The following is a 24,951-nucleotide window of genomic DNA, read 5'->3' as shown; positions in this document are numbered from 1 at the left end:
GTTTGGAGCAATTTTATTTTTTTCTTCGGCAAAGTGAAAATTCGCCTGCATTCATGCCTGCAAGTCTGCCTGTGACAAGCGCGGATGTGATATTGTACCCGCCCGTATAGCCGTGAATATCGAGGATTTCCCCGCAGAAATAAAGCCCCTCCTTTTTTTTGGACGCCATTTTTTTTGGATCGATTTCTTTTACGGAAACCCCTCCGCCGGTCACAAAGGCTTTGTCAAGCGAAAGAGTGCCGTTCACGTTGACGGTAAACTCTTTACAGTCTTTGACGAAAGCTCTGAAACGGTCTTTGGAAAGGGATGAAAACGTTTCAGAAGGATCAATCTTGTTGCGCTCGAGAAGAAACAGCAGATACCTTTCCTGCATCCAAGGCTTCAGCATGTTTTTGAGTGATTTTTTCGGAGCGTCCTTTAATTCTTTATGCATGTTTTGAAAAAGCTGTTCTTCATGAATGTCAGGGAACAAGTCGATTTTCAGCCTGACTTTTTCCTGCTTTTTCAACTCTTTAACGACAAATTGGCTGCACCTGAGGACAGCGGGCCCAGAAAGTCCAAAATGGGTAAAAATCATATCCATTTGGTGGGTGATGACCGGTTTTCCTTTTTTGTTCAATACGCTGAGAGCGACGTTTCTCAATGATAGGCCTTGCAATGTTTTCTGCTTGATAAAAGGCTCGTCAGACGTAACCGGAACTTCTGTCGGGAACAGTTCCGTAATCGTATGTCCGGCTTTTTCCGCCCATTCATAGCCGTCTCCGGTCGATCCTGTATGCGGGACGCTTTTCCCGCCGACAGCGATAACGACAGAGCCCGCTCCAATTTCTTCGCCGCTGCCTGTCACGATCCCGCACGCTTTTTCTTCATTGTATAGGACTGTTTTCACTTTTTCGTTTGTCCGCACGCTTACATGAAGCTGTTCAAGCCTTGTTAAAAGTGCATCCACTACGCTCTGCGCCTTGTCGGAGACAGGAAACATTCTTCCGTGATCTTCCTCTTTCAGCTTGACGCCAAGGCGCTCAAAAAATTTGATGATGTCCTCGTTGTTAAATTCAGAAAAAGCGCTGTACAAAAAGCGTCCGTTTCCGGGAATATGCCGGATGATCTCATCAACCGGCAAGCGGTTCGTCACATTGCACCGTCCGCCTCCCGAAATGGCCAGCTTGCGGCCGAGTTTGTTTCCTTTGTCAATCAAAAGTACGTCCGCCCCCTGTTCACCGGCCGCGATGGCGGCCATCAGCCCGGAGGGGCCTCCGCCGATGACGATGACATCAAAATACTTCATACCAATATCCTCAACTTTCCTGTCTTGTAGAGCCTGCATTCTGTGCAGGCGGGAGGGATTTCATCAGATAATATCCGCGCTCCATCTTCTTATTATAACGAAAGATCGGCAGGATGAAAAAACGTTAAAACATGGGGATGTTAAAATTTAGCCATGTTATTATTACCTGAGTAATGCGCCTGTATGTTAAAATAGAAAAGTTGAATCTATTGAAGAAAAATGGTGATTGGGAACATGTCAAGCAAACTGTTAAGAGGCACCTTTGTATTAACGCTTGGTACCTATATTTCAAGGATCCTCGGAATGATTTACTTGATTCCGTTCGGAGCCATGGTCGGTGCCACCGGCGGTGCCCTGTTCCAGTACGGTTATAATCAATATACGATTTTTTTAAGCATTGCGACCATGGGATTTCCGGCGGCCGTGTCCAAATTTGTTTCAAAATATAACTCGATGGGCGATTATGAAACAACGAGAAGGATGCTGCGCGCCGGAATGTCGATGATGCTCGTCACAGGCATCATTGCTTTCTCCATTCTATATTTGTCTGCCCCGTTTTTTGCGGAGATGGCCCTCGGCGGAACAGAAAACAACGGGCTGACGATTGAACATGTCGTGTATGTCATTCGCATGGTCAGTCTCGCTTTACTTGTTGTGCCGATCCTGGCGCTGATCAGAGGCTTTTTCCAAGGTCACCAGATGATGGGGCCGACAGCCGTTTCACAGGTCGTTGAACAAATTGCCAGAATCGTCTTTCTATTAACGGCTACTTATTTGGTGATCAAAGTATTAGACGGAGGGCTTGTCGTAGCTGTCGGCTATGCGACTTTTGCGGCTTTGATCGGCGCATTCGCGGGGCTGTTCACGCTTTATTTTTCCTGGCAGAAAAGAAAAGGGGCGCTTTTGGCGCTGAAGCCGAACCTGGTTCCTTCCGCCAATATTACGTATCGGCAAATGTTTAAGGAGCTGTTCAGCTATGCCGCCCCATACATCTTTGTCGGATTGGCGATACCGCTTTACCAGTACATTGATACGAATACGTTTAATAAAGCGATGATTGCAGCCGGCTATCAAAACATCAGCCAGGATTTGATGGCGATCGTGACGCTGTACGTGCCAAAGCTTGTGATGATACCGGTATCTCTCGCGACGGCATTCGGCCTGACATTGATCCCGGCGGTGACTGAAAACTTTACCAACAAAGATTTCCCTGCTTTAAATAAACAGATTGATCAGGCGATGCAGATCATTCTTTTTATCGTTCTTCCTGCATCAGTCGGTATGGCTCTTTTATCGGGTCCGGTTTACACGTTCTTTTACGGCTCGGAAAGCCTGCTCCCTGAAATGGGACGAGATATTTTGTTCTGGTACGCGCCCGTGGCGCTGTTATTCTCGCTCTTCACCGTCAACGCTGCGATTTTGCAGGGGGTGAACAAGCAGAAATTTGCGGTTGTCAGCCTGATGATCGGGATTGTAATCAAAATCGGGCTTAACGTTCCGCTCATCAAGCTGTTTCAAGGAAGCGGATCGATTTTGGCAACGGCGCTCGGCTATTCAGCGTCACTCCTGTACGGATTTATTATGATTAAACGCCATGCCGGCTATTCGTATCGCAAACTGTTTAAACGGTTTTTGCTGATGCTGATCCTGACGGCGGTCATGGGCATCATGTTGCTGCTTGTTCAGGCGCTACTCAGTCTGTTTATTTCATATGAAGGCGGGCAGATCAAATCTGCTGTCGTCATTTTCATCACAACCGCGGTCGGCGGATCGGTTTATCTGTACTTGGCTTACCGTGTGAAACTGCTCGAAAAAATGTTCGGTCAGCGGTTGAATCGCTTTTTCAAAAGAAAGGCCTCCTAAAAAGGGCTTTTCTTTTTATGTAAAAAAAGGGAGTGTCTTCATGAGATTGGATAAACTGTTGTCAAACAGCGGCTACGGTTCGAGAAAAGAAGTCAAAAAAATGCTGAAAAACGGGGCGGTACGCGTGAATGATCAACTGATCAAAGACGCAAAAGAGCATGTAGACCCGGAATCAGACGACATCACGGTTTACGGCGAACCCGTCGTTTATCAGGAATTTATTTACTTGATGATGAACAAGCCGCAAGGCGTGCTGTCAGCGACAGAAGACAGCCGCCAGGAAACGGTTGTTGATTTGCTCGATCCGGAGCTGCTGAGGTTTGAGCCGTTTCCGGTCGGAAGGCTTGACAAGGATACCGAGGGGCTGCTGCTTTTAACGAATGACGGCCAGTTGGCACACCAGCTTTTATCGCCGAAAAAACACGTGCCTAAAACGTATGAAGTACATGTCGATAAGCCGATTGATCAGGCGGCTCTCGATCAGCTTGAAAAAGGGGTCGATATCGGTGAAGGATATGTCACAAAACCGGCTGAAGTGTCGCTTTTGGCAAGCGAAAACGGCGTGGAACGTCTGCTTTTGACAATAACGGAAGGAAAATTTCATCAGGTTAAAAGAATGCTGAAGGCGGTCGGCCGTGACGTCATCTATTTAAAGCGACTGAAAATGGGGGATGTCGATCTTGATGGAGAGCTTTTGCCGGGGGAATACAGAGAGCTCTCTGAGCACGAGCTTGCCGCATTGCAAAACAAAAAGACACTCTGATTCGTCGAGTGCCTGTAGAGCTGGTTTATGGGGCATCAAACTTCATCGGGTTTGATGCTTTTTATGTTTGATGGCTGTCCTATATGATATTCAGCGCTAAAGTTCAATTTTTCAGAATATTACTATGAGGAGATTTTCACTTTTTTTCTTGTAGTCTCCCATTTGCCTCTGCTGGGGCTGTGTACTAGATCGTTGTATGCCAACACATTCAGATCACGCTGGATTGTTCTCGGTGTAGTGCCAAATTCATCAACCAGTTCCTGGGTTGTAACGAGTCCTTTTTCTTGAATGAACATGTATACTGATTTGATCCTGGTTAGCATTCGGTTTGTTGAAGGTTTCAAACAACCACTCCCTATCGTATGATCGAATGGACTTGACTACCACAACTTACGACTCCAAAATGCAGCATGGACGGTTAGCGACCATTTCTTGAAAATGATCAATAAATATTATACACGATCTCTTTGCCAAATATCCAGAAAAAAGCCGGAGCCAAATTAATGAAAAAATGAAAATCGTGAGCAGAACATGCAGTACGATCACGTTTTTTTGCCAAAAAAATTTTAAACTTTTTCTAGCTTCATACGTAGTAAAAGAGAGGTGGTAAAGATAATGAAATTAAAAGTGCATATTGAAAAATCCGGTTATGAAGAAAAGGAATCGGCGATCGAAAATATATCGTTTACTGTGGGGGAAGGCGAGCTTGTCGGATTAATCGGACCGAATGGAGCGGGGAAAAGCACGACAATTAAAACGATACTCGGTTTAACAAGGCATATGGCCGGGCAGGTTGAATGGGCTGAAACGTCAAACTATGCATACATACCTGAACAGCCCAGTTTTTACGACGAATTGACTTTATGGGAGCATATCACGGCTTTAGGGACGTTTTTGCAGGAGGACGAGTCCTCGTTTTTGCCGAGGGCGAATCGGCTCATCGAGCGATTCTCGCTGGAGCATGCGCTTCATGATTATCCGGGGAGCTTTTCGAAAGGGATGCAGCAAAAGCTGATGCTGATCCATGCTTTTCTCATGCAGCCTGATCTATATATTATCGATGAACCGTTTATCGGGCTCGACCCGATCGCAAGCCGCCTCTTTTTGGATATGCTGAAAGAAGAGCAGAAGCGGGGAGCGGGTATTTTGCTTTGTACGCATGTGCTGGATACCGCCGAGAAGATCTGTGACCGTTTTTTGCTGATTTCAAATGGCCGTCTGATGCTGGAAGGTACGCTCGAAGAGCTGCAGGAGAAAACCGGCCTTTCGGGTGGCTCGCTGCTTGACTGCTTTTACTTTGCTGTAAAAGGTGCTCCCGCATGAGCGGCCGGGCTCTGTTTATCAGCAGGCTGAAAGCGGACTGTCTTTATCAGCTCCGGATCATCAAACTGGTCATCGATTGGACGGTTGCGCTGTATATTGTACTGCCTGCGGCTGGAATCGGCGTTTATCAATATATCAAATGGCTGAATGGAGGGTCGTTTGATAACGGATGGCAGGCCGGATTGATTGTGCTTGCTCCGGCCGTTTTTACGCTGTTTGGGTCTGTGAGGACATTTTTAATGGAAGCTGATCAGCTTTATTTGTTGCAAAAAAAGACACTCGTGCTGGACATGAAAAGGTGCGGCTATTTATATTGTCTGTTTATCCAGTTTTGCAAATGGCTGTTGGCGGCGGCCGTGTTTACTCCTCTGTTCGTCAGACAATTTGGGATTGAACTGCCCGCTTGTCTCGCCGTATTCTTTTTTTATTTCTGTCTCAATTCCTTGATCACCGTCTTGAAGAGGCGGAACATCGGATGGCAGTACAAGCTGAAACACCGGGTGCTGAACGCCGGACTGATCTTTTTCGTGTGGCTGTCGGCTTGTGCAGTTGTTTTGTTGTTTTCCTGGCCGGTTGTAATCTTGAGCGGCATGGTGCTGTCTGTGGCCGCGCTGAAGACCGCCGGCGGCACTCTCGGCAACATGTATCTATTTTATGAAGAGGTTGAATTTGATAACAGAAGAAAGCTGAGACTCGCAAAATTTTTCCTGTCGCTGAACCTGGATGGAAGCGTGCCGAAGCAGGGGAAACGAGGGGCAAAAGGGCCGCGGCTGTTCTTTAAAAAATCTCGGAACATCTTTAAAGCCCGTACAGTGCAAAATGGCCTTAAGGAAATCTTTTTTAAAGTGATGCTGCGCCATCCGGACTATAAAAGACAGGTTATGCAAATGATCGGCATTTTTACGGCGCTGATCATGGTTGGACCGATCTGGATGAAAGCGGGCGCTCTCCTGGTTTTTGCCTTCGCTTATCGAAGTCTGTTGTCCGTCCATTTTGACAAGGTGATGGAACGCGTTTTTTTGCTGGGGGCAGACAAAGAAAGCAACGCTTTTTATGAAGCCAGGCGGAATTCCATTGACTGGTTTTTCTATCCGGGGTTGATCTGGTGCTGCCTCGTCATCGCGCTCAGCCTGATGCTGAAAACCCCGTCTTTTTAAAAAAGACGGGGTTCAGTCGTTTAATGCCCTTCCAAAAAGAAGAGGTGTATGAAAAAGAGAACGGCAAACACGAAGACAAGCGGATGAATTTCGCGCCATTTGCCTTTCGCGGCTTTGACAATCGGATAAGAAATAAACCCGAGGGAAATGCCTGTCGCAATAGATGATGTCAGCGGCATTGTCAAAATGACGAGAAAGGCCGGGAATGCTTCGTCAAGCTCTTTCCAGCGAATGTTGGTGACAGCGCCGATCATCATGCTTCCTACAATGATCAATGCCGGCGACGTAATCGCCGAGATCCCGGAGACCGCGCTCACAAGCGGGCTGAAAAACAGCGCCGCTCCGAAAAGCACAGCGACTGTTAAAGACGTAAGCCCTGTTCTTCCGCCTGCGGCCACCCCTGCGGATGATTCGATATAAGCGGTCGTCGGGCTTGTCCCGAACATTGCGCCGATCGTCGTCGCTGTCGAATCGGCAAGAAGGGCTTTTCTTGCATTCGGCAGTTTGTTGTTTTTCATGAGTCCGGCTTGTTCGGCGACACCGATCATCGTTCCTGTCGTATCAAAAATCGTGACGAGCAGGAACGAGAAGACAACCGAATAAAGGCCGTAGTGGACGACATCTCCAAAAGCGGCGAAAGGGTTTGTGACGATCAGTTTTTCCGGCAGATGAGGCATTGACAGAATCCCTTTGGTAAACTCAAGCTGGCCGGTAAAAAAGGCGATCAGGCCGGTTAAGATCATACCGAAAAATAGAGCGCCGTTCACATTCATGACCATCAAAACGACGGAGAAAGCCAAGCCGATTAGTGCCAGGATCACTCCGGCCGAGTGCAGATTGCCGAGTCCGACCAAATTGGATTCATTGGCGGTAATGATTCCGGCTCCTCTCAGACCGACAAAAGCGATAAACAAGCCGATTCCGGCGGTAATCCCGTATTTTAGGTTAGCCGGAATGGCTTCGATCAGTTGTTTTCTAAGAGGTGTTAGCGATAAGATAATAAAGAGGATACCGGCCGCGAAAACAGCGCTGAACGCTGTCTGGTAAGAAATTTCGCCGTTGGACGAGCCGACGACTGACACTGCAAAATACGCATTCAACCCCATCCCGGGTGCAATCGCGATCGGAAAGTTGGCGGAAAGCGCCATCCAAAGCGTTCCGACGACGGCAGCAATGATTGTGGCAGTGAACACTTGATCAAACGGGACGCCTGTACCGGATAGGATACTAGGGTTGACCACGACGATATAAACCATTGTAAAGAAGGTTGTAATACCGGCGAGGATTTCTTTTTTGACTGTGGTTTGGTTTTCTTTTATGTTAAACATCATTTCCTCCAATAACGAACATTATAGCAAAACAATATCTATATTATTCGTTATCGGGTGTTTTTGCAAGGGTTTTTGGCTAAACTGAAAAAAGAAGGGGCGAAATTATGAACTGGGAACAGGAAGTGTCAAAAAGACGGAATGAGATCGTAGAGGATATTCAAGGTTTTTTAAAAATCAACAGCGTCCTTGATGAAGAGACGGCGGGTCCGGGTCGGCCGTTTGGAAAAGGAATTCAAGAATGCCTGACAGCGCTTTTGAATAAAGGGGAAGAAAGCGGATTTACGGTCAAAAATCTTGACGGGTATGCAGGCCATATCGAATGGGGGAAAGGCGAGGAGATCATCGGCGTGCTTTGCCATATTGATGTCGTTCCGCCCGGAGATGGCTGGACGAGTGATCCGTTTGCTGCAGAAATTAGAGACGGCCGCATCTATGCAAGAGGAGCGCTTGATGATAAAGGGCCGACAATGGCCGCGTATCATGCATTAAAAATTGTCAAAGACTCCGGCCTCCCATTATCAAAGCGAATCAGAATGATTATCGGCACTGATGAAGAAAGCGACTGGCGCTGTGTGGAGCATTATTTTAAACACGAAGAGATGCCTTCGGCCGGTTTTGCGCCTGATGCTGATTTTCCGATTATCTATGCGGAAAAAGGCCTGATTGACGCGGCTTTAAAAATTGAAACTGATCAAGCGGAAACAGGTGCGGACTTAACATTGGAGACTTTCCGGTCCGGCCGGCGTCTGAACATGGTGCCTGATGACGCCGAAGCCGTCCTAGAGGGGTCTGCCCCATCAGGTTTTGAAGAGTCATTTGTCCGGTTTGTAAAAGAAAAGCGTGCAGAAGGGCGTATTTTTCAAGAAGACGGCAGACTGACATTAACCGTGTACGGCAAATCAGCTCACGCCATGGAGCCTAATAACGGTGTCAATGCCGGCCTCATTTTGTCCGAGTTTTTACATACCCAATCCCTTGACAGAGCCGGGCTCCAGTTTGTTCAAACGGTTAGCGGGGCTTTTGCCGGAGATACGAGAGGGAAAAAAATCGGCATCGGCTGCCGCGATGACATCAGTGGAGAGTTGACGTTGAATGTCGGCCGGCTGCAGTATGAACAGGAAAAAGGCGGAGAAGCCCATATTAACATCCGCTATCCTGTGACTGAAGAGAGCGATCGGGTGAAATCCGGGCTTTCGCAAATAAAGGGCGCCCGGCTGGTGAGCTTTAAAGACAGCAAGCCCCATCATGTAGCAAAAGACCATAAGCTGATCCAAACGCTGCAGCGGGTCTATGAGGAGCAGACAGGGGAAACGGCACAATTAATTTCGATCGGAGGGGCGACATATGCACGGTCACTGGAAGCCGGCGTGGCATTTGGACCGCTGTTTCCAGGCCGTCCCGACGTTGCCCATCAGAAAGACGAGTATATGGAAATTGATGATCTGCTGAAGGCTGTATCGATATATGCACAGGCCATTTATGAATTGGCGAAGTAGCAAAGAGAGTGATGACATGAGTCATAAGCGAGGCGTTTTATTTGAAATCCCGAACGGGTACGGGCGCTTTCTTCTCGATATGCTGAAGCCGGTTGAACCGGCCGATTTCAATTGGCTGCTTGCCGATGGCGAATGCTATCTCGTGGAAAACGGTGAATTGTCAGATGAAAATCTTTTTCCTCAAGATCCGCAGGTGATGACAGGAGAAGCATTTAAAAAAAGGCTGGAAGACGCAAGGTACTATCTCATCTTCGCCGATCTGAAGGCTTTTCCGAAGGATGGCCATCCTGAAGATGTCAGCACATATGAATCATATATGAAAAGCAGCTGCGAGCTGATTGTGCTTACAGCCGATTCGAGTTTTGTCACGATATACTGCAAAGATCAAAAAAAACTGGAGCTTCTATATCAAAATGCAAAGGACTGCGGTTTCAAGCGGATTGAATATATAACGGATCACAACGATGCCAGGACAGGAATGTATGTGTAGCATAACGAAGACGGCCGCTCTCTAGAGCGGCTTTTTTGCTGTTAAACATTGCTGTTTTCAGGAGAGGGGCTTTTTGAAGCAGGAAAAGGAATTGCTGCATGTGAGGAAACGGTTTTATTCATTTTATTTTTTGTTCTTTTTCGGTTACGGGCGTTTTATCCGCTTCTTTCCGTGTCGTCAGACCCTCGCATTCGTTGTCAGGCCTGCTAAGTCGGTGCTCACGAACAAAAGAGAAACGGCGGCTAACGGAGCAGGCGTCGTCCTGCCTGAACACTGCCGTCATCACAATCCTGTGAAAACCAGCTCCAATGCTCGGCCTTCCTAGACTGCAAGGGTTGCGGTTCACGCTAAAAAGATGAAAAAATCCCAAAACGTCTCTTAGCTTTGGGATTTTTTCAACAATCTGAGCCTGATTTCACAACAGAAACCAGGCTTTTCTCTCTTAATCAAATTGAAATAAATCGCTTGATAAATAGCGTTCTCCTGTATCGGCTGTCATACAGACGACCACTTTGTCGGGAGGGAGCTTCTTAGCTGTTTCAACAGCGGCGAAGCAAGCGGCCCCAGAAGAAGGGCCGACAAGGATTCCTTCTTCCCGCGCCAATCTGCGCGTCATCTCATAGGCTTCTTCGTCCTTGATCTTTAAGATTTCGTCATAGACGTTTTCGTTTAAAATGTTTGGAATAAATCCCGGACTTGTCCCGACAAGCTTGTGCTTTCCCGGTTTGCCCCCGGATAAAACAGGCGACCCTGCAGGTTCTGCCACATGAACGGTTATCCCCGGAAATAACGCTTTCAGCTTTTCGCCTGTTCCGGTAATCGTTCCCCCTGTTCCTGCTGTTGCAACAAATGCGGCAAGTGGTTTGCCGATTTCTTCTATTGCCCGGGCAATTTCCAGAGCGGTTGATCTCCGGTGAGCCTCCGGATTGGCTTCATTATCAAACTGCATCGGAATAAAGCTGCCCGGAATTTCCCGAGCAAGCTCCTGCGCTTTTTTGATGCTGCCCGGCATCCTTTCATCCCCCGGCGTCAGGACGACCTCAGCTCCGTACGCTTTCAGAAGGTTGATCCGCTCTTTTGTCATCGTATCAGGCATAACAAGAATGGCTTTGTAGCCTCTTGCCGCAGCGTTCATCGCAAGGCCGATGCCGGTGTTTCCGCTCGTCGGTTCGATGATGGTTGAACCCGGTTTCAGCAGGCCTTTTTCTTCGGCATCCACAATCATTTGGTAGGCCGCGCGGTCTTTCACGCTTCCGCTCGGATTAAAAGATTCAAGCTTGATATAAACTTGGGCTGCGTTTTCGGGCTGAACGCGGTTCAACTTGACAAGGGGCGTTTCCCCGATTAATTCTGCAATATTGTGAACGGCTTTCACGGCTGTGCACCCTTTCCAAAAAACATGATTCTGTCATTATCCTATCATAAGGCCTCGGAAAGTGGAAAATAGAGAGGTTATAAGTCCTTATATTTTTTGTTAAAATATAGAGAAGACGAATGAGGAGGAAGCCATACATATGTCAGTCAAACCGCATTACTTTATTGGAATTCCAATTCCGGCGGAGCTTAGTGAGCCGCTTTATCGAACAGTCAGCAGCCGTCCGGAATTTTCTTTTCATAGATGGGTGCATCCTTTGGACTATCACATCACCCTCGTGTTCCTCGGCTCCGCTGAAGAAGAGCAGCTGGCTATGCTTGCTGACAGCCTCAAGCTGATCTCCGCTGAGACGGCTCCGTTTCAGATTGCCTTGAAACGTTTCGGAACCTTCGGCAAGCCGTCGGAGCCGAGAATTCTTCATGCGGAACCGGAATACTCAGACGCTCTCTTTCACGTGAGGGAACGGGTGAAGCATGCTGCAGATGCGGCGGGATTTGAAATTGAAAAACGGCCTTTTCATCCACATATGACGGTTGCTAGAAAGTGGAATGGATCGGCTTCTTTTAACGGCCGCCTGGAGCCTCTTGAAGACGCGGTGTCTTTTATGGCCGGGCATTTCACCATCTTTCAAACTCATTTAGACAGGCTTCCCAAATATGAGCATCAAGCCGTTTTCCATTTCGGTGAACGGCCGGCTGCAGAAAAGCAAGATTCGGAGATGAACGCAGATGGCACAGATTATTAAAATACAGGATTGCATTTCAAGGTATGAACAGGATCCTTATCATTATATCAACCAGTTTATCCGCTTGAAAAAGCAGCGCTGGCAGTCAATTAAAGAGATGGCTGAGAAAAAGAAAGACAGCCTTCATTACGATAAAGAAGCCGCCGATGATGAAACGGTCGGAAAAAGAAAGAAGACATTTACATTAAAGAGAAAAAAAGAAGCATCCGATATTAATAAAGGAAAAGAAGCCGATGAATGGTTTAACGGACTGGACGGAGAAACGGATGAAAGCTTGATTGCAAGAATTCCTGCGGCACGGGAGGAACTCGTGTCGTTTTTCAAAGAATACGTGTACGAGTTTCAGCTGAAATGGGCAAGCTCGACAATCTCTGACATATCCAGGCTTTCCCGGGAAATAAAAAGCGATAAAATCCTGCACATTTTGGCACAGCAGCTGCCGGATTCATATTTCATCATGTATCGGCCGGTGCTGCAGGTAAATCAGGCTGCGGTAGAGCTCAGCGTCTTGATTCTCACACCTCTTGAGATCTACTGTATATCATTTCTCGAAGGCGAGAAGGACAGCGCATTTATCGGTTCCAAAGATCGTTTTTGGAAAGAAAAAACGGTAAGGGGAAGGGAACGGTCACTGTTAAATCCGGCTGTTGAGCTTCTCAGGACAGGCACGGTTCTTTCCGGCTTGTTAAAGGGATCGGGAATTGAACTGCCTGTGCGCAAAGTTGTTGTCAGCCGGACATCGTATATCGATTATCCGGAACCTCCTTACGGAATCGGCATTTGCGACAAAAGACACTGGAAAGAGTGGCTGGAGAAGCAGCAAAAGAACTTCGCCCCGATTAAAAGCCAGCAGCTGAAAACGGCGAAAATTCTGTTGTCGCACGGCGTCTCCGACTCGATGCGGAGACAGGAATGGCTGAGCTGACCGCCAGAACGTTATCCCGGCTTTTTCATACTATAAAATGGAGAATGGAATCATGAGCGATTGGTATATCATCATAAATCCAAAGGCGGGAAATGCGACGGCCTTCAGAGTATGGAAATCATTGCAGAAAGACCTTCAAAAGGCAAATATATCGTACCGCTCATTTATGACCCAGCATCCCGGGCATGCTGAAGTGTTGGCAAGGCAAATATCAACGATGCAGGATGACAGGCTGAAGCGTCTGCTGGTGATCGGCGGGGACGGAACCGTCCATGAAGTGCTCAACGGCTTAGTCAGCTTGCGGGATATTCAGCTGAGCGTCATCCCGTCGGGCTTAAATAATGATTTTAAACGCGGCTTTGCCGTGAAAAAATCGAATGTCATTAAAGAAATGAAGCGAAAAGGGCAATCGCTGACCCGGACCTATGCCCTCGGAAGCTTTCATACGAAAGACAGTGAAAACGAACTCTATTTTGCCAATCATCTCAGCCTAGGATTTGATGCCTGCGCCGTCAAAAAGATGACTGCTTTGCCGAAATGGACGGCTGCTCTCAGGCTGAATCATTTGATTCAGCCGCTGATTTTCTTTGTTACGGCGTTTACGTTTAAACCGTTTGTTCTTTCGTATGAGAACGGGGATGACAAGCGTACGTTTAAAAAAATCTGGTTTGCGTCGGTTTCAAATCACCCCTACTATGGCGGAGACATGAAGATTGCACCGAACGCGAATCCGCGGGATGAGTTTTTAGACGTGATCATTATTGAAGACCGCTCCGTATTGAAAAAAGCCGGCCTCTTGTTTGCAATGATATTCGGCAAACACATCGGTAAAAACGGTGTTACGGCGTTTAAGACGAAAGAAATTTATTTTCATACGAATGAGCGGGTGCTCTTTCAAGCGGATGGAGAGGTGATCGGCTGGGCGCCCGTTTTCATCAAAACAGGGACCGAATCTCTTCGGTTAAGAGCATAAATCTTTCGAATGAAGGAGAGACTGAGATGCCGGGTATCAGCCGCCCCTTTGAAGCTTATCTCGATGAAATGAGAACGATCACTGTTTTAGTTCCGAAGAGCCGCGCCTCAAGCTGCAGCCCCCCTTTTCTACTTGAAGATGATCAAGGAGGGAAGATAGAGCTTTCGGTAAAAGCGACGGAGGAGCTTGAGGAGAAATTCAAGTATGTTCTCGAAAGCAGCCGCCCCGTTCCATTCGGAAGAGTTCATAAAGTATGCTGTGAAGAAAGCGTCTGGACAGACCTGCAAATTGGTTCTGTTACGCGAAGTGCGGCGTTTGACAAGGCTTTTTTTTATGACGGCCGTCTCGGTGCTTTTTATTCAAAAGAGCGTACTTTATTTAAGGTATGGGCGCCGACCGCGAGTACGGCAGCGATCAAGCTGGAGAGCCCTGATTTGCTTCAAACAAATACTTTTCAAATGATGCGCAGAGAAAAGGGTGTTTTTGAGGTAACGGTCGAAGGCGATCTGAACGGCTGGTCCTATTTATATAAGCTTTATGTAAACGGGACGCCGTTATTGACAGTCGATCCTTATGCGAAAGCTGTTACGGTAAACGGGGAAAAGGGCGTTGTAATAGATCCTGAGGAAGTCAAAGTGAAAAAATACCGTGCGCCAAGCCTTCACAGTCCGTGTGATGCGATTATATATGAGGTTCACATCCGCGATTTTTCGATTCATGAAGACAGCGGTATGCGCCATAAAGGCAAATATCTTGCTTTTACAGAGGACGGAACTGAAACGTCCGGCGGCTTCTCAACGGGAATTGCCTATTTGAAAGAGCTCGGCGTCACCCATATCGAGGTTCTGCCCTTTCACGATTTTGCCGGAGTTGACGAGCTGTCTCCGGACCAATCCTATAATTGGGGCTATAACCCTCTTCATTTTAATGCGCCTGAAGGAAGCTATTCGCTCGATCCGCAGAACCCCAAAAGCAGAATCGCCGAGCTGAAAACGATGATTCAGACGCTGCACAAACACGGCTTCTCCGTGATCATGGATGCCGTATATAATCATGTGTACAAGAGGGAAACATCCCCTTTTGAAAAAACGGTTCCCGGGTATTTTTTCAGACATAATGAATACGGTTTTCCAGCCGACGGAACAGGCGTCGGAAATGACATTGCATCTGAGCGGCTGATGGTGCGAAAATATATTCTCGATTCTGTCCGCTATTGGCTTGAAGAATATGATGTCGACGGAATTCGTTTTGATTTAATGGGCATTCTTGATATTGAAACCGTCCGCCAAATCAGTAAGCTTGCCGAGAATGTGAAGCCGGGCGCGCTCCTGTTCGGAGAAGGCTGGGATTTAAATACCCCGCTTGAAAGCGGGCAAAAAGCAACATTGCAAAATGCCGGGAAAGTTCCGGCGGTCGGCTTTTTTAATGATCGGTTCAGAAACGCAGTCAAAGGGAGTACATTTGAGCTCGGTGACCGCGGATATGCTTTAGGGGACACTGGAAAAAAAGCTGAGCTTCAACATGGAATTGCCGGCTCACCGGGATTCTTGCTGCCGCCACAGTCAATCAATTATGCGGAGTGCCATGACAATCATACGTTTTGGGATAAGATGGCCTTCTGTTCGGAAGAAGATGCCTGCACAAAACGGATCAGGCAAAGGCTCGCGCTGTCGATCGTCCTGCTTTCGCAAGGCGTTCCATTTCTTCATGCCGGGCAGGAATTTTGCCGAACAAAGAATGGGGACAGCAACAGCTACAGGTCGGGAGATGGCATCAACAGGCTCGATTGGGAAAAGCGGGCGGAGCTTTGCGAGGAAATCGAATATGTGCGCCAGCTGATCAGGCTGCGGAGAAGCCATCCCGCTTTTCGTCTGCAAAAAGAGGAGGAAGTCAAGGAACATCTTTCTTTTATGAGCGGTACAGGAGAAGTGACGGCCTACAAGCTGAAGAACATTGCAGCATTTGATCCCTGGAACGAAATCATAGTGGTGCATTGTCCGTCTGCAAAAAAGGAAACGCTTGAGCTGCCCGCCCAGAAACAGTACTTGCTGCACTGCGATCCTTTTACGTTCTTCAATGGGAAGGTTCAAGCGGAAAAAAGGCTTCGGCTGAACGGCATCGGAACCTATGTTCTATACGAACCAAAAGGGATTTTTTAGTTTTGCTTGACGAAGTTTGGCGTCTAGCGCTAAAATTTAAAAGACGGCTATTGTTTAGCACAAATGACTCTCAATAGCCGTCTTTTTATTTGAATATAAAGAGACGACAATACAAGCGGTTTGCTGCCCGCTCTAGGGAGCAGATGCTTTTTAAAATCTTTTAATGAAATGATGGGTTGAAAATCGATATGAACTGGTTGGGACAATTACTAGGTAGCGAATGGGAGATTTCCCCCGCAGGAGGAGCTACAGGAGACGCATATTATGCAGAACATAATGGACAGCAGCTTTTTTTAAAGCGCAACAGCTCTCCTTTTTTGGCTGTCCTGTCCGCGGAAGGAATTGTTCCTAAGCTCGTTTGGACAAAACGAATGGAAAACGGGGATGTGATTACAGCACAGCACTGGCTCAAGGGAAGAGAACTGAAGCCGAAGGATATGAACAGCCAGGCGGTGGCTGAGATGCTTCGGAAAATTCACAGCTCCAAAGAGCTTTTAGACATGCTGAAGAGACTCGGCAAGCAGCCTTTTCAGCCAAACTCTGTAATTACTCAATTGAAGCAGTTTATCCAGGCCCGGCAATATCCGATACCGCAGCTTGACCAAGCCCTTTTGTATCTGGAGCACCATCTCGATGATGTACAGTCCGGAGAAAAGGTCGTCTGTCACTGCGATGTGAATCATAACAATTGGCTTCTTACAGATCAGAACCAGCTTTATTTAATCGATTGGGATGGAGCGATGATTGCAGACCCCGCGATCGATCTGGGGCCGCTTCTTTATCATTACGTTGAAGAGCGGGAATGGGGAAGCTGGCTCGAACGCTACGGCTCTTCGTTAACGGACAATCTCAGGCTGAGAATGGCCTGGTACGTATTGGCGGAAAAAGCAATGACAACACTCTGGCAAGAAGCGAAAGGCAATCAGGAAGGCTTTCACCAAGGGCTGGAACAGCTTCACGCATTAATGAAGCGTCTCGCCGGAGCTTCATGAAAATGAGCCGATATCTTCCACCCATTGTGTGAGATGATCCTGGTGTTCCTGAATGTGGCTGTTGATTGAAGCGGACGATTTTCCCCTCTGGCTGTACAAATAAATGTCTTCGAGAACGCCTTTCAGGCCGGCGTCAAGATTCGTATTTGCCATTAAAGACTTGATAATCCGCTCCATCTGTTCGCACTCAGCGACGGTTCCGGTGCAGTCTGCCTGATGGTCTGAGAGAATATCTTTTAATAGATGAATCTGATTTTGCTGATTTAAGCCCATAATATTGGCACTTCCCTTCATTCTCGGAGTATATGGATTAAAATGTTCAGAAAGCTGTAATTTATACGCGAAAGACCCGGAGGCCGATCTTCGGTCTTTTTTGCTTTGGAAGAGGCCTTGCGGGATTCCGGGATTTCATGGTATGTTGTAAGACGATATAACAAATAGAGGTGTAAGTACATGCGAATGCGTCACAAGCCTTGGGCGGATGACTACCTGGCTGAAAACTCTCATATTGTGATCAGCGAGCCGTCTCAATGTAAAGGGAAATGGCATTCCATTTTTGGAAATGACAACCCGATCCACATCGAAGTAGGAACCGGAAAAGGGCAATTTATTTCAGGAATGGCCCTGCAAAATCCGGATGTAAACTATATCGGAATCGAATTATTTAAAAGCGTCATCGTAACCGCTGTTGATAAAGTAAAGCAGACAGAGGCGCCGAATGTAAAGCTTTTGAACATTAATGCCAATATGCTTTCAGACGTTTTTGCAGATGGGGAGGTCGACCGGGTCTATTTGAATTTTTCCGACCCGTGGCCGAAAAAACGCCATGCAAAGCGCCGTCTGACCAATCAAGCGTTCTTGAAAAAGTATGAGCAGGTGCTCGGAGGCGAGGGAGCGATTCATTTCAAAACCGATAACCGCGGGTTATTTGAGTACTCCCTTACCAGTTTTTCCGAATACGGACTCGTTTTGACGTTCGTCAGCCTTGACCTGCATCAAAGCGATTTTCAAGGAAACGTGATGACCGAATACGAAGAAAAGTTCGCCGCTAAAGGCCAGCCGATCTACAGAGTAGAAGCTGAATGGCGAACATAAAAAAAACAGACTGCTTCCGGCGGTCTGTTTTTTTGCTTTCAAATGAAGCTTCGGGTTGCGTTTTTTGCTACGATAGGAGAAGGAGGGATGATCATGGAAACTTTAACAATCGGACGAATCAAGCTGACATGGCTGAACGGAGGCGTCACACACATGGACGGAGGCGCCATGTTCGGCGTTGTGCCCAAGCCGCTTTGGTCTAAAAAGTATGACGTCAATGAGAAAAATCAGATCGAACTGAGAACAGACCCTATACTTGTTCAGAAAGACGGCACAAATTTGCTGATCGATTCCGGTATCGGACGCGGCAAACTGACGGATAAGCAGAAACGAAATTACGGGGTCACCGAAGAATCGTCAATTGCTGACTCGTTAAAAGCACTCGGGCTCTCAACGGAAGATATCAACGCCGTTCTGATGACACATCTCCATTTTGACCATGCATGCGGATTGACGCGCTATGAGGGAGAAAGCCTTGTTTCCGTGTTTCCGAATGCAGCGATTTACACGTCTGCGATCGAATGGGAAGAGATGAGAAATCCGAATATCCGCTCGAAAAATACATATTGGAAAGAAAACTGGGAAGCAGTTCAGCATCAAGTGAGGACCTTCGATGAGAAGCTCGAAGTTTTGCCGGGAATTACGATGCATCATACAGGCGGCCACAGCGACGGTCATTCCGTGATCGTTCTTGAGGATGCCGGCGAAACGGCCCTTCATATGGCTGATATTATGCCGACGCATGCCCATCAGAATCCTCTCTGGGTGTTGGCGTACGACGATTATCCGATGACATCGATTGCGGCGAAGCAAGCATGGCAGGCGAAAGCCGCCGAGAAAAACGCCTGGTACATTTTTTACCATGACGCCATTTATAGGGCATTAAAATGGGATGAAAACGGCGAAATTGCAGAGTCAGTAAAGAGAGAAAGGCGCTAAGCTATTTTGGTGAATGGTTTGCTTTGTAGTTATCCATCCTAAGGATAACTAACTTTTGAAAGGAAGACGACGGGTGAGCCACAATAATCTGAATGAACAAGTGATCGAGACGCAATTAAGAGGATTTGAAGTCCTTGCAACGCCCCTGCTGAACAAAGGGGTTGCCTTCCCTCCGGAGGAAAGGGAAGCTCTCGGCTTGACAGGATTGCTTCCTCCCAAGGTGCTGACGCTTGAAGAACAGGCAAAACGGGCGTATAAACAGTTCCAATCACAACCTGATGACTTGAGCAAAAACGTCTATTTAACGGCGCTTCATGACCGAAATGAAGTGCTGTTCTACAGGCTTCTGAACGACCATATGACAGAAATGCTGCCGATTGTTTATACCCCGACTGTCGGAACGGCAATCCAGCAATACAGCCATGAATACAGAAAGCCGCGGGGGCTGTTTTTGTCGGTTAATGACCCTGAAGGCATGAAAACGGCATTTGAAAATCTGGCCGCTAAAAAAAGCCGGATCGATTTGATTGTGGCCACTGATGCTGAAGGGATTCTCGGAATCGGGGATTGGGGAGTCGGAGGCATCGCCATTTCGATCGGAAAGCTTGCCGTTTATACTGCGGCTGCGGGCATCGATCCTAACAAGGTCCTTCCCGTTGTCATTGATGCGGGGACGAACCAGGAAAGGCTTCTCAATGATCCGCTTTATGTCGGGAATCAGCATTCAAGAATCAGAGGCGAGCGTTATGAATCGTTTATTGATCAATACGTTCAAATCGCAACCGAGACGTTTCCGGGCGTTTTGCTGCATTGGGAAGATTTCGGAACGCAAAATGCACGTCAGATTTTAAAAAAATACAAAGACAAAATTTGCACCTTTAACGACGACATTCAAGGCACAGGAGCAGTCACCCTTGCAGCGGTGCTTGCGGCCGTCAAAATATCGAAAATGCCCCTAAAAGATCATAAAGTGGTCATATTCGGAGCGGGGACGGCCGGGATCGGCAACGCAGAGCAAATTCGCGCCGCTCTTGTTCAAGAGGGGGTGTCGGAAGAGGAATCATACCGCCGTTTTTGGTGTGTTGACCGGAACGGTTTGCTGACAGATGATATGAACGACTTGCAGGACATTCAAAAGCCGTATGCACGGCCTGCCGACGAGGTCAAAGACTTTAGCCGGAACGGCCCGGGGGATACAATCGATCTGCTTGAGGTGGTAAAACAAGTGCAGCCTACCATTTTGATTGGAACCTCTACTGTATCGGGCGCATTTACAGAAGAAATCGTAAAAGAAATGGCAAAGCATGTGAAACGGCCGGCTATATTTCCGATGTCCAATCCGACGCCGTTATCTGAAGCAAGACCAGAAGATTTGATCAAATGGACGGAAGGGCGGGCGCTCGTCGCCACAGGAAGCCCGTTTGCGCCTGTCGATTACAACGGCACCCGTTATGCGATCGGCCAGGCGAACAATGCCTTTGTATTCCCCGGTCTCGGTCTCGGAACGCTCGTATCAAAAGCAAGGCTGATTACGGACAACATGTTTTACGCCAGCGCAGCTGCGATCGCGGGTATGGTTGACATCGGACGGCCCGGCGCAGCGCTCCTTCCGGAGGTTGAGGATTTGCGCACGGTTTCCGCAACAGTGGCAACGGCTGTCATTAAAGCAGCCATAAAAGACGGAGTTGCAGAAAATGAGCCGGGCGATGTGATTCAAGCTGTACAGGATGCGATGTGGCATCCGGTCTACCGGCCGATTCGCGCCATTTAAAAAATGCGGCCATTTCAGGCCGCATTTTTTTGATGCTATGCTGCGGTATCAATCACATCTACGATCATGCCTGTCTTCGCATCAACCATGACTTCGTACTGTTCAAGCTCTCCGAAAGCAGAACGTGTAATGCCTGTTTTGTACACCATGACGGTTTCGCCGTTTACGGTATAGGCTTCCGGAACGGTATATATCCATGAACCGTCGATCGGGCCTCTCTGTTTAAAAGCGGACTTGACGATGCGCAGCGCTTTTTCAGAAGAAATGTAAGGCTGCATGACATATTGTTTGACAACAACGGCCGCGGCAATGCCGATGCCGGCCCCAAGAAGAAAATGGCGCAGTTTCATCTTTTCAGCACCTCCAAAGCTTGTTTTTTTCATTATACAGAACATGTCCGTCCGTGTTAAGGATGGGCTCTCTTCTGGAAACACATCGCACACTTATGTAAAATGTAGAGAGATACATAAGAAAAGAGGGAAACAGATGAATCAGGAAACGAGAACGCTTTTTCAAACGTTGACGGAGCTCCCCGGCGCCCCGGGAAATGAACATCTAGTCCGCCGTTTCATGAAAAAAGAGCTTGAAAAATATGCTGATGAGATCCTCCAGGACAGACTGGGAAGCGTGTTCGGCGTTAAACATGGACCTGAAGACAGTCCGAAAATTATGGTGGCCGGCCATATGGATGAAGTGGGATTTATGGTGACATCAATCACTGACAACGGACTGCTTCGGTTTCAAACACTGGGCGGCTGGTGGAGCCAGGTTTTATTGGCTCAGCGGGTGGAAATCCATACGGACAACGGGCCGATCCCCGGCGTCATCGCGAGCACGCCTCCTCATCTTTTAACAGATGAGCAGAGGAGACGTCCAATGGATATCAAAAACATGATGATTGATATTGGTGCGGATGACAGGGAAGATGCCGAACGCATCGGTGTCAAACCAGGCCAGCAAATCGTGCCGATCTGTCCGTTTACCCCGATGGCAAATGAAAAGAAGATCATGGCGAAAGCATGGGATAACCGCTACGGCTGCGGACTCAGCATTGAGTTGCTGAAAGAACTGCAAGGAGCAGAACTTCCGAACACGCTTTACTCAGGCGCGACCGTTCAGGAAGAGCTCGGCACAAGAGGTGCGCAAACTGCGGCCAATATGATACAGCCTGACTTGTTTTTCGCGCTTGACGCAAGTCCGGCAAACGATGCGAGCGGCGACAAAAATCAATTTGGCCAGCTCGGCAAAGGGGTGTTGTTAAGGATTTTCGACCGGACGATGGTGACGCACAGCGAAATGAGAAATTTTGTGCTGGATACGGCAGAGACTCATGACATCCCGTATCAATATTTTGTTTCCCCTGGAGGAACCGATGCCGGTCGTGTTCACATCTCAAATGAAGGCGTTCCTTCGGCCGTGATCGGCATTTGTTCAAGATATATCCATACATCTGCTTCCATTATCCACGTTGATGACTACCTTGCTGCAAAAGAATTGCTGCTCAAGCTTGTCAAAGCTTGCGACAGTTCTGCCGTACAATCGATTTTGCGAAATGATTGAACAAAGAGACCCTGTGCCGCTTTACGCACAGGGTCTCTTTTTGATGATACAGCTACCGGCTTTCAAATACGTACGACAACGATTTAATCGCCTGATTGACAGTTTCTACGGTAATGTTCGCTTTGTTTGACAGTTCTTTTAACGGATGATGGAGTGACTCAGGACGGATGATGATCAGCGGCTTGCCTTTGGCAATCGCGTATGAAGCATCCATCGCCGTGTTCCATTGCTTGTATTTTTCCCCGAAAAGAGCGATGACCACATCCGCTTTGTTCATTAAAACGGAAGTTCGAAAATTATTCAAATCCGAGGCTGCATCATCTTTCGCGATCGAATCAGCCTGCTTGCCCATAATTTCTTCACCGATGTTGTCGGAGCGGTCGTGATTTTCCATCGGTCCGACAAACGTGATCGGCAGCTTGAGCGATTTTGCTTTTTCCTTCACTTCTTCACGCCAATTGCTATGTATTTCTCCGGCAAGATAAACGATAAATTCCATACATACTCCTCCTGACTGTCATGGGATCACGGCGCAAGGCGCCTTAACGGATATTTTTACCCTATTACTTACCATGTTAAACGAGAATGGCTTGATAAAGCAAAAAAATTATGCTTATGATATGAAAGAGGATCGGATCGTTAAGATTTTCCCTTTTTAAAACGGGTAAGATACATAAAGAATCGTTCATCTTTTAAAAAAGCAGGTGGACAGCAAAAGGCTGGATATGGAGCCGGTTGTCTGGTATGATCCGAATGGATGATAAGAACATATATTGGAGGCGTTGAGTGATGAAAACGATCGAGACGAATGAAGAACTGCAAAAAGTTGTGAAAGACGATTTATCCTTGTTGATGTTTTCGGCTGACTGGTGCCCGGACTGCCGTTTTGTAGAACCGTTTTTGCCCGAGCTTGAGGCGAACTATCCGGAATTTACATTCTATTATGTTGACCGTGACAAATTTATTGATACGTGCGCGGAGTGGGACATTTTCGGAATCCCGAGCTTCCTCGTATTTAAAGAAGGAAACGAAATCAGCCGCTTTGTCAGCAAAGACCGAAAAACGAAAGAGGAAATCGAGCAATTTTTGACAGATTCCCTGAATAAGTAGCCGAAAGGAGAGTTCCTCTATGAAAATGACGTCAAGGAAACTTTCCGATATATTAAAAAAACGTTTGCAAAATGACAACTGGTCCTTTCATTTCGATAGGGAAAAAGACACCTTGAGAATCGAGGATAAAAATACAGGAAAAGGCATTACACTCGAACTCCCGGGGATCATCGCCAAATGGGAGCAGAAAAAAGATGATGCGATTGACGAAGTCGTCTATTATACTGAGGAAGCACTCAATGCCATGAAAGGCCAGTCGCAGGAAATGGAAGGGCGGGAAAGTCTCATCTATCCCGTCATCCGCTCGACTTCCTTTCCCGAGAAATCCAGCGCAGGCGTTCCCTTGATTTTTGACGGCCACACGGCTGAAACACGAATATACTACGCGCTCGACCTTGGAAACACATACCGGCTGATCGACGAAAAAATGCTGGAAAAAGAGGGCTGGACAAAGGAAAGGATTCGGGAAACGGCTTCCTTTAACCTTCGCTCGCTCCAAACCGTTGTCAAAGAAGACGCAGTCGCCGGCAATCACTTCTACTTTTTCAGAGCAAATGACGGCTATGACGCCAGCAGGGTGTTGAACGAATCGATTCTCGCAGAGTATGAGAAAAGCGCGGAAGGGACACTGGCGGTGTCAATCCCGCACCAGGATGTGCTGATTATTGCCGACATCCGCAACAATGCTGGATACGATATTCTCGGGCAAATGTCGATGAGCTTTTTTGCAAACGGAACAGTGCCGATCACTGCGCTTTCTTTCCTTTATGAGGATGGAAAGCTTGAACCGATCTTTATTCTGGCTAAAAACCGCCCTAAAAAGAAATGATAGAAAGGAATTTTTCTCATGAACGCATTTTATAATCCAGAAGGCGTAGGCGATACGCTGCTCATCTCATTGAACGATATTCCGCGCGAAGAGATCGCTTTTGAGCGCTGCGGAGACGTCGTGAAAATTTTTCATAAAGACACAAAGGAAACAGGAGGCTATAACATTTTTAATGTCTCCTCATATTTAAGCATTGAGGAAAGCGGAGCTGTTGCGCTTTCCGAATCCTTTGTCCAGGATGTGAATGAAATTCTGGTCCGCAACGGTTTGAAAGATGAGCTGACCGTCGATCTTTCTCCGAAGTTTGTAGTCGGATATGTCGAAGAAAAAGAAAAGCATCCGAATGCCGATAAACTGAGTGTCTGCAAAGTGAATGCAGGGAGCGAGACGCTGCAAATCGTCTGCGGAGCTCCTAATGTTGAAGCCGGCCAAAAAGTCGTCGTAGCCAAAGTTGGAGCCGTGATGCCGAGCGGTATGATTATTAAAGATGCGGAACTTCGCGGAGTGGCGTCAAGCGGTATGATTTGTTCTGCCAAGGAACTGAACCTCCCAGACGCGCCGAAGGAAAAAGGCATTCTTGTCCTTGATGACAGCCGTAAAGCAGGAGAAGCTTTTACATTTTAACGGCATAAAATGAACAAAACTTTCGAATAGATGTAAAAAAGAAGCCGCTGGGTAGACAAACTTGGCGGCTTTTTTATTCGGAGGGCGGACACATGAGAAGGACTTGTCCTTTTCTGGGTGGGGAAGCAGTGGTATACTTAAAA

Annotated in this window: 26 protein-coding genes; 19 read left to right on the top strand and 7 right to left on the bottom strand. The window is 47.4% G+C overall.

The features are described from left to right. Nucleotides 1–13: 13 nt before the first annotated feature. Nucleotides 14–1,288, bottom strand: a complete 1,275-nt coding sequence (locus MHH76_RS15950) for an NAD(P)/FAD-dependent oxidoreductase (protein ID WP_025810980.1) — start codon at nt 1,286–1,288, stop codon at nt 14–16. A 234-nt stretch (nt 1,289–1,522) separates the two neighbouring features. Between MHH76_RS15950 and MHH76_RS15945 the strand changes: the two genes are divergently transcribed. Beyond that, complete coding sequence (locus tag MHH76_RS15945) at nt 1,523–3,151, top strand: polysaccharide biosynthesis protein (protein WP_020452634.1); 1,629 nt, start codon at nt 1,523–1,525, stop codon at nt 3,149–3,151. A gap of 40 nt (nt 3,152–3,191) precedes the next feature. Then, the gene (locus MHH76_RS15940) at nt 3,192–3,914 is read left to right on the top strand and encodes a pseudouridine synthase (RefSeq protein WP_025810981.1); all 723 of its coding nucleotides are present in this window, start codon (nt 3,192–3,194) and stop codon (nt 3,912–3,914) included. Between the two features lie 122 nt (nt 3,915–4,036). On the opposite strand, the gene MHH76_RS15935 is transcribed toward MHH76_RS15940, so the two are convergent. Then, nucleotides 4,037–4,258, bottom strand: coding sequence for a DeoR family transcriptional regulator (locus tag MHH76_RS15935; protein WP_003184500.1), 222 nt, complete (start codon nt 4,256–4,258; stop codon nt 4,037–4,039). A gap of 271 nt (nt 4,259–4,529) precedes the next feature. On the opposite strand from MHH76_RS15935, the gene MHH76_RS15930 reads away from it, so the two are divergent. Then, nucleotides 4,530–5,237, top strand: coding sequence for an ABC transporter ATP-binding protein (locus MHH76_RS15930; RefSeq protein ID WP_020452632.1), 708 nt, complete (start codon nt 4,530–4,532; stop codon nt 5,235–5,237). Then, complete coding sequence (locus MHH76_RS15925) at nt 5,234–6,394, top strand: ABC transporter permease (protein WP_025810982.1); 1,161 nt, start codon at nt 5,234–5,236, stop codon at nt 6,392–6,394. The genes MHH76_RS15930 and MHH76_RS15925 overlap by 4 nt, the downstream gene beginning before the upstream one ends. 20 nt (nt 6,395–6,414) lie before the next feature. Here MHH76_RS15925 and MHH76_RS15920 read toward each other — a convergent pair whose 3' ends face one another. Further along, nucleotides 6,415–7,722 carry an NCS2 family permease gene (locus MHH76_RS15920; protein ID WP_025810983.1) on the bottom strand — a complete coding sequence of 436 codons (1,308 nt, stop codon included), beginning with the start codon at nt 7,720–7,722 and terminating at the stop codon, nt 6,415–6,417. Between the two features lie 107 nt (nt 7,723–7,829). Here MHH76_RS15920 and pepV point away from each other — a divergent pair, with 107 nt between their 5' ends. From pepV to MHH76_RS15905, 3 genes are all read left to right on the top strand, one after another. Further along, on the top strand, nt 7,830–9,221 hold the full coding sequence (pepV, locus tag MHH76_RS15915; protein WP_020452629.1) for a dipeptidase PepV: 1,392 nt from the start codon (nt 7,830–7,832) through the stop codon (nt 9,219–9,221). A 16-nt stretch (nt 9,222–9,237) separates the two neighbouring features. Beyond that, entirely contained in the window at nt 9,238–9,711 is a 474-nt protein-coding gene (locus MHH76_RS15910; RefSeq protein ID WP_025810984.1) for a DUF2691 family protein, read from the top strand. Between the two features lie 73 nt (nt 9,712–9,784). After that, complete coding sequence (locus tag MHH76_RS15905; RefSeq protein WP_025810985.1) at nt 9,785–10,036, top strand: hypothetical protein; 252 nt, start codon at nt 9,785–9,787, stop codon at nt 10,034–10,036. 117 nt (nt 10,037–10,153) lie between these two features. Here MHH76_RS15905 and cysK read toward each other — a convergent pair whose 3' ends face one another. Next, nucleotides 10,154–11,086 carry a cysteine synthase A gene (gene cysK / locus MHH76_RS15900; RefSeq protein ID WP_020452626.1) on the bottom strand — a complete coding sequence of 311 codons (933 nt, stop codon included), beginning with the start codon at nt 11,084–11,086 and terminating at the stop codon, nt 10,154–10,156. Between the two features lie 139 nt (nt 11,087–11,225). Here cysK and thpR point away from each other — a divergent pair, with 139 nt between their 5' ends. The 5 genes from thpR to MHH76_RS15875 all read left to right on the top strand — a co-directional run bounded on the left by thpR (nt 11,226) and on the right by MHH76_RS15875 (nt 16,880). Continuing rightward, nucleotides 11,226–11,831, top strand: coding sequence for an RNA 2',3'-cyclic phosphodiesterase (gene thpR, locus MHH76_RS15895; protein ID WP_025810986.1), 606 nt, complete (start codon nt 11,226–11,228; stop codon nt 11,829–11,831). Then, complete coding sequence (locus tag MHH76_RS15890) at nt 11,815–12,756, top strand: hypothetical protein (protein ID WP_025810987.1); 942 nt, start codon at nt 11,815–11,817, stop codon at nt 12,754–12,756. Before thpR ends, MHH76_RS15890 begins: the two co-directional genes overlap by 17 nt. Nucleotides 12,757–12,808: 52 nt before the next feature. Then, nucleotides 12,809–13,729 (top strand): YegS/Rv2252/BmrU family lipid kinase, encoded by a 921-nt coding sequence (locus MHH76_RS15885; RefSeq protein WP_025810988.1) that lies wholly within the window; start codon nt 12,809–12,811, stop codon nt 13,727–13,729. A gap of 26 nt (nt 13,730–13,755) precedes the next feature. Further along, a complete protein-coding gene (gene pulA / locus MHH76_RS15880; protein WP_043054437.1) occupies nt 13,756–15,888 on the top strand; it encodes a type I pullulanase in 2,133 nt (710 codons plus the stop codon). 188 nt (nt 15,889–16,076) lie between these two features. Beyond that, the gene (locus MHH76_RS15875) at nt 16,077–16,880 is read left to right on the top strand and encodes a phosphotransferase family protein (protein ID WP_025810990.1); all 804 of its coding nucleotides are present in this window, start codon (nt 16,077–16,079) and stop codon (nt 16,878–16,880) included. Here the strand turns inward: MHH76_RS15875 and MHH76_RS15870 are convergent. Continuing rightward, a complete protein-coding gene (locus MHH76_RS15870) occupies nt 16,875–17,153 on the bottom strand; it encodes a YtzH-like family protein (RefSeq protein ID WP_020452620.1) in 279 nt (92 codons plus the stop codon). The genes MHH76_RS15875 and MHH76_RS15870 overlap by 6 nt on opposite strands. A 180-nt stretch (nt 17,154–17,333) precedes the next feature. Here MHH76_RS15870 and trmB point away from each other — a divergent pair, with 180 nt between their 5' ends. The 3 genes from trmB to MHH76_RS15855 all read left to right on the top strand — a co-directional run bounded on the left by trmB (nt 17,334) and on the right by MHH76_RS15855 (nt 20,685). Continuing rightward, nucleotides 17,334–17,975 carry a tRNA (guanosine(46)-N7)-methyltransferase TrmB gene (trmB, locus tag MHH76_RS15865; protein WP_020452619.1) on the top strand — a complete coding sequence of 214 codons (642 nt, stop codon included), beginning with the start codon at nt 17,334–17,336 and terminating at the stop codon, nt 17,973–17,975. A 93-nt stretch (nt 17,976–18,068) separates the two neighbouring features. Beyond that, the gene (locus MHH76_RS15860; protein ID WP_023855520.1) at nt 18,069–18,914 is read left to right on the top strand and encodes an MBL fold metallo-hydrolase; all 846 of its coding nucleotides are present in this window, start codon (nt 18,069–18,071) and stop codon (nt 18,912–18,914) included. Nucleotides 18,915–18,987: 73 nt separating this feature from the next. Further along, on the top strand, nt 18,988–20,685 hold the full coding sequence (locus MHH76_RS15855; protein ID WP_020452617.1) for an NAD-dependent malic enzyme: 1,698 nt from the start codon (nt 18,988–18,990) through the stop codon (nt 20,683–20,685). Nucleotides 20,686–20,720: 35 nt separating this feature from the next. Here the strand turns inward: MHH76_RS15855 and MHH76_RS15850 are convergent, their stop codons facing one another. Continuing rightward, nucleotides 20,721–21,035 carry a PepSY domain-containing protein gene (locus MHH76_RS15850; RefSeq protein ID WP_020452616.1) on the bottom strand — a complete coding sequence of 105 codons (315 nt, stop codon included), beginning with the start codon at nt 21,033–21,035 and terminating at the stop codon, nt 20,721–20,723. A 136-nt stretch (nt 21,036–21,171) separates the two neighbouring features. Between MHH76_RS15850 and MHH76_RS15845 the strand changes: the two genes are divergently transcribed. Next, a complete protein-coding gene (locus MHH76_RS15845) occupies nt 21,172–22,245 on the top strand; it encodes a M42 family metallopeptidase (protein ID WP_020452615.1) in 1,074 nt (357 codons plus the stop codon). A 52-nt stretch (nt 22,246–22,297) separates the two neighbouring features. On the opposite strand, the gene MHH76_RS15840 is transcribed toward MHH76_RS15845, so the two are convergent. Then, complete coding sequence (locus MHH76_RS15840) at nt 22,298–22,744, bottom strand: YtoQ family protein (protein ID WP_020452614.1); 447 nt, start codon at nt 22,742–22,744, stop codon at nt 22,298–22,300. A 290-nt stretch (nt 22,745–23,034) separates the two neighbouring features. Between MHH76_RS15840 and MHH76_RS15835 the strand changes: the two genes are divergently transcribed. Genes MHH76_RS15835 through ytpR form a run of 3 tightly spaced genes read left to right on the top strand, consistent with a single transcriptional unit; the run spans nt 23,035 to nt 24,808 of the window. Continuing rightward, nucleotides 23,035–23,355 (top strand): thioredoxin family protein, encoded by a 321-nt coding sequence (locus MHH76_RS15835; protein ID WP_003184462.1) that lies wholly within the window; start codon nt 23,035–23,037, stop codon nt 23,353–23,355. A gap of 19 nt (nt 23,356–23,374) precedes the next feature. Next, nucleotides 23,375–24,184: a DUF1444 domain-containing protein gene (locus tag MHH76_RS15830; protein WP_020452613.1), complete on the top strand. Its 810-nt coding sequence runs from the start codon at nt 23,375–23,377 to the stop codon at nt 24,182–24,184. 18 nt (nt 24,185–24,202) lie between these two features. After that, a complete protein-coding gene (ytpR, locus tag MHH76_RS15825; RefSeq protein WP_020452612.1) occupies nt 24,203–24,808 on the top strand; it encodes a YtpR family tRNA-binding protein in 606 nt (201 codons plus the stop codon). Nucleotides 24,809–24,951: the final 143 nt, after the last annotated feature.

It is taken from the genome of Bacillus sp. FSL L8-0193 (assembly GCF_037976065.1).
GTDB classification, from domain to species: domain Bacteria; phylum Bacillota; class Bacilli; order Bacillales; family Bacillaceae; genus Bacillus; species Bacillus paralicheniformis.
This window is presented reverse-complemented; position numbering and strand designations above follow the sequence as displayed.

Bases quoted from the DNA above. Each gene is read 5' to 3' on its own strand.
- MHH76_RS15950 (WP_025810980.1), bottom strand. From the start codon at position 1,288: ATGAAGTATTTTGATGTCATCGTCATCGGCGGAGGCCCCTCCGGGCTG.
- MHH76_RS15945 (WP_020452634.1), top strand. From the start codon at position 1,523: ATGTCAAGCAAACTGTTAAGAGGCACCTTTGTATTAACGCTTGGTACC.
- MHH76_RS15940 (WP_025810981.1), top strand. From the start codon at position 3,192: ATGAGATTGGATAAACTGTTGTCAAACAGCGGCTACGGTTCGAGAAAA.
- MHH76_RS15930 (WP_020452632.1), top strand. From the start codon at position 4,530: ATGAAATTAAAAGTGCATATTGAAAAATCCGGTTATGAAGAAAAGGAA.
- MHH76_RS15925 (WP_025810982.1), top strand. From the start codon at position 5,234: ATGAGCGGCCGGGCTCTGTTTATCAGCAGGCTGAAAGCGGACTGTCTT.
- MHH76_RS15920 (WP_025810983.1), bottom strand. From the start codon at position 7,722: ATGTTTAACATAAAAGAAAACCAAACCACAGTCAAAAAAGAAATCCTC.
- pepV (WP_020452629.1), top strand. From the start codon at position 7,830: ATGAACTGGGAACAGGAAGTGTCAAAAAGACGGAATGAGATCGTAGAG.
- MHH76_RS15910 (WP_025810984.1), top strand. From the start codon at position 9,238: ATGAGTCATAAGCGAGGCGTTTTATTTGAAATCCCGAACGGGTACGGG.
- thpR (WP_025810986.1), top strand. From the start codon at position 11,226: ATGTCAGTCAAACCGCATTACTTTATTGGAATTCCAATTCCGGCGGAG.
- MHH76_RS15890 (WP_025810987.1), top strand. From the start codon at position 11,815: ATGGCACAGATTATTAAAATACAGGATTGCATTTCAAGGTATGAACAG.
- MHH76_RS15885 (WP_025810988.1), top strand. From the start codon at position 12,809: ATGAGCGATTGGTATATCATCATAAATCCAAAGGCGGGAAATGCGACG.
- pulA (WP_043054437.1), top strand. From the start codon at position 13,756: ATGCCGGGTATCAGCCGCCCCTTTGAAGCTTATCTCGATGAAATGAGA.
- MHH76_RS15875 (WP_025810990.1), top strand. From the start codon at position 16,077: ATGAACTGGTTGGGACAATTACTAGGTAGCGAATGGGAGATTTCCCCC.
- MHH76_RS15870 (WP_020452620.1), bottom strand. From the start codon at position 17,153: ATGGGCTTAAATCAGCAAAATCAGATTCATCTATTAAAAGATATTCTC.
- trmB (WP_020452619.1), top strand. From the start codon at position 17,334: ATGCGAATGCGTCACAAGCCTTGGGCGGATGACTACCTGGCTGAAAAC.
- MHH76_RS15860 (WP_023855520.1), top strand. From the start codon at position 18,069: ATGGAAACTTTAACAATCGGACGAATCAAGCTGACATGGCTGAACGGA.
- MHH76_RS15850 (WP_020452616.1), bottom strand. From the start codon at position 21,035: ATGAAACTGCGCCATTTTCTTCTTGGGGCCGGCATCGGCATTGCCGCG.
- MHH76_RS15845 (WP_020452615.1), top strand. From the start codon at position 21,172: ATGAATCAGGAAACGAGAACGCTTTTTCAAACGTTGACGGAGCTCCCC.
- MHH76_RS15840 (WP_020452614.1), bottom strand. From the start codon at position 22,744: ATGGAATTTATCGTTTATCTTGCCGGAGAAATACATAGCAATTGGCGT.
- MHH76_RS15835 (WP_003184462.1), top strand. From the start codon at position 23,035: ATGAAAACGATCGAGACGAATGAAGAACTGCAAAAAGTTGTGAAAGAC.
- MHH76_RS15830 (WP_020452613.1), top strand. From the start codon at position 23,375: ATGAAAATGACGTCAAGGAAACTTTCCGATATATTAAAAAAACGTTTG.
- ytpR (WP_020452612.1), top strand. From the start codon at position 24,203: ATGAACGCATTTTATAATCCAGAAGGCGTAGGCGATACGCTGCTCATC.